Raw genomic sequence first — 8,380 nt, 5'->3', positions numbered from 1 at the left:
GGCGCACGCGGCCTCCGTGCTCGAGAAGAGCCGCCGCCACGCGTCGAAGTACGCCAAGAAGGAGCTCGTCCCCTTCGTCAAGGACACGTACGACTCGCGGGCACCTCGGAGCCGATCGAGCCGGCTCCGGCCTGGACGGTGATGATCGCGGTGCCGACGTCGACCGTCTGGCCCTCGTCGACGAGCACGTCGACCACGGTGCCGCTGAACGGCGAGGGGAGCTCGACGAGCGACTTGGCGGTCTCGATCTCGACGAGGACCTGGTTGACGGCCACCTCGTCGCCGACCTTGACCTTCCAGGCCACGATCTCGGCCTCGGTGAGGCCCTCGCCGACGTCGGGGAGGAGGAACTGCTCTGTCATCGGGGGGACTCCTGTGGGCTCGTGCGGGCGGATGTCGCGCGCGTCAGTACGCGAGCGAGCGGTCGACGGCCTCGAGCACGCGGTCGACGTCGGGGAGGAAGAGCTTCTCGACCTTGGCGGGCGGGAAGGGGGTGTCGAAGCCGGCGACCCGGAGGACCGGCGCCTCCAGCGAGAAGAAGGCGCGCTCGGTGACGGTCGCCGCGATCTCGGAGCCGAGGCTCACGTTCGCGGACGCCTCCTGCGCGACGACGAGCCGACCGGTCCTGCGGACCGACGCGAGCAGCGGCTCCCAGTCGATCGGGGAGAGCGAGCGCAGGTCGACGACCTCGACGCTCGTGCCCTCCTCGCCCGCGAGCTCGGCGGCCTGGAGGAGGACGGCGACCATCGGGCCCCAGCCGACCAGCGTGACCTCGGTGCCCTGGCGGACGACGCGGCTGGCGTGCAGCGGCGCGGCGGACCCGCTGAGGTCGACGTCGCCCTTGGGCCAGTAGCGGCTCTTGGGCTCGAAGAACATGACGGGGTCGTCCGAGGCGATGGCCTCCTGGATCATCCAGTAGGCGTCGTTGGGAGTCGACGGGCTGACCGCGCGCAGGCCCGCGGTGTGCGCGAAGTACGCCTCGTTGCTCTCCTGGTGGTGCTCGACAGCTCCGATGTGCCCGCCGTAGGGCACGCGGATGACGACGGGCATGGTGATCGCACCCTCGTGGCGGTTGGTCATCTTGGCCAGCTGCGAGGTGATCTGGTCGAACGCCGGGTAGATGAACCCGTCGAACTGGATCTCGCAGACCGGGCGGAAGCCGCGCATCGCGAGCCCGATCGCAGTGCCGACGATGCCGGACTCGGCGAGCGGCGTGTCGAGCACGCGCTTCGCCCCGAACTCGGCGTGCAGGCCATCGGTGATGCGGAAGACGCCGCCCAGGGGGCCGATGTCCTCGCCCATCAGGAGGACGCGGTCGTCCTGCGTCATCGCTCGGCGGAGGCCGGCGTTGAGCGCCTTGGCCATGGACATGGACTCGAGCTGCGACCCGGTGAGGGGCGGCTGCGCGGCCGTCGTGCTGGTGTCGATCGTCATCACTCGCCTCCGAACGATTCTTCGTAGCGCTGCAGCCACGCCTTCTGCTCCTCGACGAGCACGTGCGGCTCCGAGTAGACGTGGTCGAACATGACGCCCGTGGGCGGGACCTCGAGGGCGAGGAGGCGGCGGCGGATGTCGGACGCGAAGTCCTTCGCCTCCTCGTCGACCTCGTCGAAGAAGGACTGCTCCACGCCCTCGCTCCGCAGGAACGCGGCGAAGCGGGTGATCGGATCCTTCGCGACCCACGAGGCGAGTTCGTCGTCGGTGCGGTACTTCGTCGGGTCGTCGCTCGAGGTGTGCGCGCCGATCCGGTAGGTCAGCGCCTCGATGAACTGGGGACCGCCGCCGGAGCGCGCGTCCTGCAGGTGCTTGGCGGTGACCGCGTAGCTCGCGAGCACGTCGTTGCCGTCGATCTGCACGCCGGGGATGCCGAAGCCGGAGGAGCGGAGGTAGAGGGGGCTGCGCGACTGCGTGGCCACGGGGACCGAGATCGCGTAGTGGTTGTTCTGGAGGAAGAAGACCTCGGGAGCCTGGTAGCTCGCGGCGAAGACCATCGCCTCGCTGACGTCGCCCTGGCTGGAGGCGCCGTCGCCGAAGTAGACGACGACGGCCGCGTCCTTCTCGGGGTCGCCCGTGCCGGTCGCTCCGTCGAGAGTGAGGCCCATCGCGTAGCCGGTCGCGTGCAGGGCCTGCGAGCCGAGCACCAGCGTGTAGAGGTGGAAGTTCCCGTTGGTCGGGTCGGTCGGGTCCCAGCCGCCGTGCGTCGTGCCGCGCAGGAGCGCGAGGACGCCGAGCAGGTCGATGCCGCGGATCTTGCCGACGACGTGCTCGCGGTAGGAGGGGAACACGTGGTCCTGCGGACGCATCGCGAACGCGGAGCCGACCTGCGCCGCCTCCTGGCCGTGGCTCGGGACCCATAGTCCGAGCTGGCCCTGGCGCTGCAGGTTCGCGGCCTCGGTGTCGAAGCGGCGGACCACCGCCATCTCGCGATAGAAGGAGCGGTGCTGCGCCTCGTCCACCCCGTCGAGGTAGGAGGCGTACTGCTCGGCCGCGGGGGTCGGCGAGAACCGCCCGTCCGCGGAGAGGAACTGGACAGTCGGCGACTCCGTGCTGGTGGCTACCACCCGACTAACCTATCCGTCTCGCGGGGTGGCCCTCGGGGAGGGAAGCCACAATCTCGGCCGCCGCGCTGAGGAGCTTGTCGACAGAGCGCGCCTCGCCGACGGAGACGCGGATCCCCTCCGGCGGGAACGCGCGGACCACGACCCCGGCGCGCTCGAAGACCTCGGCGGCACGCGCCGTGTCCTCGCGGGTGTCGAACCAGAGGAAGTTCGCCTGCGACTCCGGGATCGTCCAGCCCTGGTCGAGCAGCGCCCGCCAGAGGTCGTCGCGGAGGCGGGTGATGCGGTGGACGCGCTCGAGGAGCTCCTCGCGGTGCTCGAGGGAGGCGACCGCCGCGGTCTCGGCGAACCGGGTGACCGAGAGCGGGATGGCGGTGGAGCGGGCGGCGTCGAGGATCCGCGCGTGGCCGATCGCGTAGCCGACGCGGAGGCCGGCGAGGCCGTACGCCTTGGAGAAGGTTCGGGCGATCACGAGGTTCGGGTAGCGGCCGAGCAGGCGGGTGCCGTCCACGGCCCGCTCGTCGTCGACGAACTCGGCATAGGCCTCGTCGAGGAGCACGAGGACGTCGCCCGGGACGCGCTCGAGGAGCGACTCGACGTCGTCGGCGGTGGCGACGGTGCCGGTGGGGTTGTTGGGGCTGCAGACGATCAGCAGGCGGGTGCGCTCGGTGACGGCCTGCGCCATGGCGTCGAGGTCGTGAGTGTCGTCGGCGCGGAGCGGCACGCGCACGCTGGTGGCGCCCGCCGTCGTGACGAGCGAGGGGTACGCCTCGAACGAGCGCCAGGCGTAGACGACCTCGTCGCCCGGGCCCGCCGCCGCGGTGATGAGCTGGGCGATGACCGCGACGGAGCCGGCTCCGACGATCACCTCCTCGATCGGGACGCCGTACTCCGCGGCGAGCGCTGTGCGCAGGGCGGTCGCCGCCGCGTCCGGGTACCGGTTGAAGTCGTCCACCTCGCGGACCCGCGCGAGCACGGAGGGCAGCGGGTCGAACGGGTTCTCGTTGGAGGAGAGCTTGAAGGCGTCGGCGGCGGCCGCGCGGCCCTGCTTGTAGGCGGGGAGCGCCAGGATCTCGGGGCGGAGGCGGACGGGAGGCTCCTGCTGGTCGGTCACCCGCCCCATGCTAGGCGGCGCGGCGGCGGGCGCCCCGCCGTTCCGCGCGCGCCGTCCCCCGCCCTCGACGGGCGTGCGCCGGCCCCCCTTCCCACCGGTCGAGCGCCGCCGGTGCGGCCCGGAGGTGCGGCCGACCCGGGTCTCGGATGCGCGAACCGCCCCGCTGACCGGCGCCCACGGCGGCCGTCCCCCGATTAGGGTGCAGTGATGCGGAGTCGAGGGCGAGCCGAGTGGCGCGGGGATGCGCGCCCGCTCCTCCGGGGCGCCACGGCCGCGATCGCCCTGCTCGTCGCCGCCGGCGCGCTCACCGGATGCACGCCCTCCGCGGAGGGCACGCAGGCGACCCCGACTCTCCGCGAGACGTCCATCGACGTCGCCGCGCCCCCGGCCTACACCGCCGCGCGCGAGGCCGGCCTCGCGCTGCGGGACGACTCGCTCGCGCTCCTCACCGCGACCGACGGCACCGTCGCGGGCGCGGCCCGCACCGATCTGCTGGTGGCGATCGGATCCCTGAACGCAGCGCTCGAGGGAGTCTCGGCCGACGCCATCACCACCGCGACGACCGCGGCCGGGGAGCAGCGGACGGCGCTGGCCGAGCGCGTGCTCGGCCTCGCCACGTCGACCCTCGCCTCCGGTCGCGGATCGACGTCCCGGCGGGCGGTGCTGACCGACGCGGTCGAGCAGCTCCGGAGCGCTCTCGCCTTGGGAGCCGCGGTCGCTCCGCTGGCCGTCGCCGTGATCGAGGCGCGCGAGCCGCTCGTCCCGGAGCCGGGCAGCGGATTCGCTCCTCCCCCGCGCCCCGCGCCTCCCGCAGCTCCCCGGCCGACCAGTGCGCCCGAGCCGACCCAGGAGCCGACGCCCGATCCCCAGGCTCCGGAGCCGGCACCCGCGCCCGCCCCCGAGCCGACCGAGGCCCCGCAGCCGACGGCGGAGCCCCTGCCGCAGCCCGAGCCCACCGCGGTGCTCCCTCCGCGGACCTGCGCCGACGACCCCCGCCTCTGCACTCCTGCGCCCGAGCCGACCATCGGCGGGCCCCTCACCTGAGCCCCGGCTCGCGGCCCGCCCCGCCTGCGGGGATAGTGGAGGCATGAGCAGACTCCTCCTCGGCCTCCTGACCAACGCCGTCGCGATCTGGCTCACGACCCTGGTCGTGGCGGGCGTGCGCGTGGACCCGTACGAGGAGGGCCCCGCCGCGGCTGTCCTCACGTACCTGCTGGTGGCGGTGATCTTCGGCGTCGTCAACGCCGTCGTCGGCGGAGTGGTGCGGGTGGTCGCGTTCCCCCTGTACGTGCTGACGCTCGGCCTGGTCTCGTTCCTCGTCAACGGCCTCCTGCTGCTGCTGACCGCCTGGATCAGCGGCCTCTTCGGCTTCGGCCTCGTCGTGGACGGCTTCTGGTGGGGCGTGCTCGGCGCCCTCGTGCTCGCCCTGGTGAACTGGTTCATCGGCCTCCTCCTGCGCCCCTTCCTCCGCCGCCGTCAGGACTGACACCGCGGGCTCGGCAGTCAGCATCGGCCGCGCCGCCGCCGCCCGGGAGGCCCCGCGCGCCATCGGTGGACGACGGCCGCGATCGGCCTGCTGTGGAGGAGCCGCGGTGCGCCATGATGGGCGGGTGACCCCCGACTCCCCTGCGCCCTCGGCCTTCGCCGTGTGCTTCGTCTGCACCGGCAACATCTGCCGGTCGCCGATGGCCGAGGTGGTGCTGCGCTCCCTGGCGGAGCAGGCGGGGCTCGGCTCCGCGATCGAGATCAGCTCGGCCGGCACCGGCGAGTGGCACCTCGGCGAGCACGCCGACAGCCGCGCCCTCGCGGCGCTGGAGCGTCACGGCTTCGACGGGGGCCGCCACCGCGCCCAGCTCTTCGACCCGTCCCGCTTCGCCGAGTTCGACCTGGTCGTCGCGCTCGACCACGGGCACGAGCGCGCGCTGCGCTCCTGGGCGCGCACCGAGGTCGACCGGCAGAAGATCCGCCGCCTGCTCGACTTCGAGCCCGGCCTCTCCCCGCAGGGCGACGTCCCCGACCCCTACTATTCCGATGCGGCGGCGTTCGACTCGGTGCTCGCGCTGATCGAGCGCGCCTGCCGGGCCCTCTTCGCCCAGATCGAACCAGGACTGCGCGGCAACCGCTCGGTCCGCCCCGACTCCACCGACGCGCGCGCCGCCCTCGCGCAGGACACCTGAGAACCGGAAGGCACCACCGCATGACCTCGCTCCCCACCCAGCCGCTGAGCCCCCTCGACGGCCGCTACAGCGGTGCCGTCTCGTCGCTCGGCGAGTACCTCTCGGAGGCGGGGCTGAACCGCGCGCGGGTGCACGTCGAGGTCGAGTGGCTGCTGGCGCTGACCGACCGCCGCCTCTTCGGCTCCGAGCCCGTCGACGCGGCGACCGCCGAGGAGCTGCGCCGCCGCGCCCGCGACTTCGGCCAGCCCGAGATCGACGAGCTGGCGACCCTCGAGGCCCGCACCCGCCACGACGTGAAGGCCGTGGAATACCTCGTCCGCCAGTGGCTCGAGGAGCTGGGCCTGCAGCGCATCGCCGAGCTCACCCACTTCGCCGCCACCAGCGAGGACATCAACAACCTCTCCTACGCGATCGTGGTCCGCCAGGCCGTCGGCGAGATCTGGCTGCCGAAGCTGCGCTCGGTCGTCGCGTCGCTCCGGGAGCTGGCCGTCCGCTACCGCGGCGAGTCGATGCTCAGCCGCACCCACGGCCAGCCCGCGACCCCGACCACGATGGGCAAGGAGTTCGCCGTCTACGCGTACCGGCTCGAGCGGGTCGTCGCGCAGATCGAGGCGACGGAGTACCTGGGCAAGTTCAGCGGAGCGACGGGCACGTTCGCCGCGCACCTCGCCGCCGACCCCGGCACCGACTGGCCCGCCCTCGCGGAGGAGTTCGTCACCTCCCTCGGCCTCGTCTTCAACCCGCTGACCACCCAGATCGAGTCGCACGACTGGCAGGCCGAGCTCTACGGCAGGGCCGCGCACGCGAACCGCATCCTGCACAACATCTGCACCGATGTCTGGACCTACATCTCGCTCGGCTACTTCCGGCAGATCCCCCAGGCCGGGGCGACCGGCTCGTCCACGATGCCGCACAAGATCAACCCGATCCGCTTCGAGAACGCCGAGGCGAACCTCGAGCTCTCCAGCGCCCTGCTCGACTCGCTCGCGCAGACCCTGGTCACCTCGCGCCTCCAGCGCGACCTCACCGACTCGACCACGCAGCGCAACATCGGCGTCGCGTTCGGCCACTCCCTCCTCGCCCTCGACAACATCGCCCGCGGCCTGCTCGAGATCGACCTCGACCCGACCGCCCTCGCCGCCGACCTCGACGGCAACTGGGAGGTGCTGGCCGAGGCGATCCAGACGGTGATCCGCGCAGAGGTGGCGGCCGGCCGCTCCTCGATCACCGACCCGTACGCGCTGCTGAAGGACCTGACCCGCGGCAAGCGCCTCGGTGCCGACGACCTCGCCGTCTTCGTGCAGGGTCTCGACATCGGCGACGCGGCGAAGGAGCGCCTGCTGGCGCTGACGCCGGGCGGCTACACGGGCCTCGCCTCGTCGCTGGTCGACCGCCTGAGCTGATCCGCCGGGCCGCGAGCGCGGATGCCGCCGTCCTCGAGAGCGAGCACTCCGACTCCTGCGTGCTCTCGGCGGCGCGGTCGACGGCGGCGCGATGTCGGGGGTCGCACCTAGCGTCGGCGGCATGTCAGCGTGCGCGATCGGAGGGTGCGCCTCCTCGGCCGAGACGGGCGCCCCCCTCGCGCTCTGCGCGGCGCACCTCGAGCTCGCGCACGACTGGGTCGCCCGCGAGGACGGCGTGATCGACGCCCTGCCCTCGCCGTGCGCGGCGTGCGGGTCCCGCCTGGGCGTCCGGCTCCCCTCCGCCTGGCTCTGCGCCGCCTGCGAGTGGCGGCTCGGCGATGCTCCCGACGGCGAGCTGCCGCCGCCCCGGGTCGACGTCGTCTACTACATCCGCTTCGGCGAGCGGATCAAGATCGGCACCAGCGGCAATCCCCGGCAGCGCCTCCACCGGCTCCGGCACGAGGAGCTCCTCGCGTTCGAGCGCGGCGGGCGAGCACTCGAGCAGCATCGGCACGCCCAGTTCGCCGACGAGCGCCTGGAGCGCACCGAGTGGTTCGCGCGCAGCCCCGTGCTCGACGCCCACATCGAGACCGTGCGCGCCGGGGAGCCCGACCCCTGGGCCCTGCACCGCCGCTGGCGCAGCGAGGCGCTGGCCCTGCGGCTCTGACGCGTCGGCTGCGAGCCGGCGGCGACGACTCGACCGCTCCGACTCGCCGGCTCCCACTCGACGGTTCCCACTCGCCGGCACTGCATCCACGGGTCCCGCTCCGCCGAGCCGGACACCGGGACGGCGCGACGGGGAGGGAGCGACGGGGACGGATCCCGGAGGACAGTCCCGCAGCCGCCGCGCGACGCGCTCAGCGCCCCCAGGCGTCGACGAGCAGCGGACCGCGGACATCGCGGAGCCGGTCGACCAGGCGGTCCGCTAGCGCGGCCGTGACCCCCGTGGCGACCAGGTCGTGGGGGCCGAGCGGCAGCAGCTTGCCCGTGCGGATGCGCACCACCTCCCAGCCGGCGGAGCGGAGCGCGCGGTCCTTCCGCCGGTCGGCCTCCTCGCGGTGCCCGACGTGCTCGAGTCCGTGACGGCCGGTGGAGTCGTACTCGATCGCGACGCGCAGCTCGCCGAGC

General features: G+C 73.3%; 8 protein-coding genes and 2 pseudogenes. 5 read left to right on the top strand and 5 right to left on the bottom strand.

Annotation, left to right across the window (positions count from 1 at the left end; all coding sequences use genetic code 11):
* Positions 1–92: 92 nt before the first annotated feature.
* The 4 genes and pseudogenes from C5D36_RS16410 to hisC all read right to left on the bottom strand — a co-directional run.
* Positions 93–362: pseudogene (locus C5D36_RS16410) on the bottom strand (biotin/lipoyl-containing protein); the annotation flags it as partial.
* A gap of 43 nt (positions 363–405) precedes the next feature.
* Positions 406–1,371 (bottom strand): alpha-ketoacid dehydrogenase subunit beta, encoded by a 966-nt coding sequence (locus C5D36_RS16405; RefSeq protein WP_181072938.1) that lies wholly within the window; start codon positions 1,369–1,371, stop codon positions 406–408.
* A gap of 62 nt (positions 1,372–1,433) precedes the next feature.
* Entirely contained in the window at positions 1,434–2,561 is a 1,128-nt protein-coding gene (locus C5D36_RS16400; protein WP_104226633.1) for a thiamine pyrophosphate-dependent dehydrogenase E1 component subunit alpha, read from the bottom strand.
* Between the two features lie 4 nt (positions 2,562–2,565).
* A complete protein-coding gene (gene hisC, locus C5D36_RS16395; RefSeq protein WP_104296287.1) occupies positions 2,566–3,681 on the bottom strand; it encodes a histidinol-phosphate transaminase in 1,116 nt (371 codons plus the stop codon).
* A gap of 198 nt (positions 3,682–3,879) precedes the next feature.
* Here hisC and C5D36_RS16390 point away from each other — a divergent pair, with 198 nt between their 5' ends.
* The 5 genes from C5D36_RS16390 (at position 3,880) to C5D36_RS16370 (ending at position 7,919) form a co-directional block, all read left to right on the top strand.
* On the top strand, positions 3,880–4,716 hold the full coding sequence (locus C5D36_RS16390; protein WP_104296286.1) for a hypothetical protein: 837 nt from the start codon (positions 3,880–3,882) through the stop codon (positions 4,714–4,716).
* A 43-nt stretch (positions 4,717–4,759) separates the two neighbouring features.
* The gene (locus C5D36_RS16385) at positions 4,760–5,158 is read left to right on the top strand and encodes a phage holin family protein (protein ID WP_104225199.1); all 399 of its coding nucleotides are present in this window, start codon (positions 4,760–4,762) and stop codon (positions 5,156–5,158) included.
* Between the two features lie 124 nt (positions 5,159–5,282).
* Positions 5,283–5,849 carry a low molecular weight protein-tyrosine-phosphatase gene (locus tag C5D36_RS16380; protein WP_181027248.1) on the top strand — a complete coding sequence of 189 codons (567 nt, stop codon included), beginning with the start codon at positions 5,283–5,285 and terminating at the stop codon, positions 5,847–5,849.
* A 20-nt stretch (positions 5,850–5,869) separates the two neighbouring features.
* Positions 5,870–7,252: an adenylosuccinate lyase gene (purB, locus tag C5D36_RS16375; protein ID WP_104296285.1), complete on the top strand. Its 1,383-nt coding sequence runs from the start codon at positions 5,870–5,872 to the stop codon at positions 7,250–7,252.
* Between the two features lie 121 nt (positions 7,253–7,373).
* Positions 7,374–7,919 carry a GIY-YIG nuclease family protein gene (locus C5D36_RS16370; protein WP_104296284.1) on the top strand — a complete coding sequence of 182 codons (546 nt, stop codon included), beginning with the start codon at positions 7,374–7,376 and terminating at the stop codon, positions 7,917–7,919.
* A 190-nt stretch (positions 7,920–8,109) separates the two neighbouring features.
* Here the strand turns inward: C5D36_RS16370 and C5D36_RS16365 are convergent.
* A pseudogene (locus C5D36_RS16365) lies at positions 8,110–8,380 on the bottom strand (hypothetical protein); the annotation flags it as partial.

This window comes from Rathayibacter sp. AY1C6, assembly GCF_002931535.1.
In the GTDB taxonomy this organism is placed as follows: Bacteria; Actinomycetota; Actinomycetes; order Actinomycetales; family Microbacteriaceae; genus Rathayibacter.
This window is presented reverse-complemented; position numbering and strand designations above follow the sequence as displayed.

Coding starts and splice junctions, on each gene's coding strand:
- hisC (WP_104296287.1), bottom strand. CDS start 3,681: ATGGGGCGGGTGACCGACCAGCAGGAGCCTCCCGTCCGCCTCCGCCCC.
- purB (WP_104296285.1), top strand. CDS start 5,870: ATGACCTCGCTCCCCACCCAGCCGCTGAGCCCCCTCGACGGCCGCTAC.
- C5D36_RS16370 (WP_104296284.1), top strand. CDS start 7,374: ATGTCAGCGTGCGCGATCGGAGGGTGCGCCTCCTCGGCCGAGACGGGC.
- C5D36_RS16390 (WP_104296286.1), top strand. CDS start 3,880: ATGCGGAGTCGAGGGCGAGCCGAGTGGCGCGGGGATGCGCGCCCGCTC.
- C5D36_RS16385 (WP_104225199.1), top strand. CDS start 4,760: ATGAGCAGACTCCTCCTCGGCCTCCTGACCAACGCCGTCGCGATCTGG.
- C5D36_RS16405 (WP_181072938.1), bottom strand. CDS start 1,371: ATGTCCATGGCCAAGGCGCTCAACGCCGGCCTCCGCCGAGCGATGACG.